The organism is Psychromonas aquatilis (assembly GCF_038155185.1).
In the GTDB taxonomy this organism is placed as follows: domain Bacteria; phylum Pseudomonadota; class Gammaproteobacteria; order Enterobacterales; family Psychromonadaceae; genus Psychromonas; species Psychromonas aquatilis.
Map to the genome: position 1 here is coordinate 1 of NZ_JBAKAZ010000197.1, position 266 is coordinate 266.

A 266-nucleotide genomic window follows, 5' to 3' on the forward strand; every position below is an offset into this window, starting at 1 on the left:
ATGCTCTAGTGTTACTTCAAAGGTATTAGCATCAATCGCTTTAACAACTAAAGTCGATTTATCTTTTTTACCCGCTACGATATCGGCAGCATTAAGCATGCTTGTCATTTCCAGATACCAAGCATAAGGAGAAGCAGTTGCAGGTTCTACTGCACGTTGAAAGCTATATACAAAATCTTCGGCTGTTACAGGGTCGCGGTTTGACCAATTAGCATCTATTCTTAGGTGAAAAGTAAATGTTTTATTTTCAGTTGTTTCGCAACACT

1 protein-coding gene is annotated in these 266 nt (G+C 38.3%); it reads right to left on the bottom strand.

Going from position 1 to position 266, the window contains the following annotated elements; all coding sequences use genetic code 11:
* Positions 1 to 266: ABC transporter substrate-binding protein (locus V6256_RS15330; protein WP_341599119.1), on the bottom strand; the 266-nt coding region annotated here is incomplete at both ends.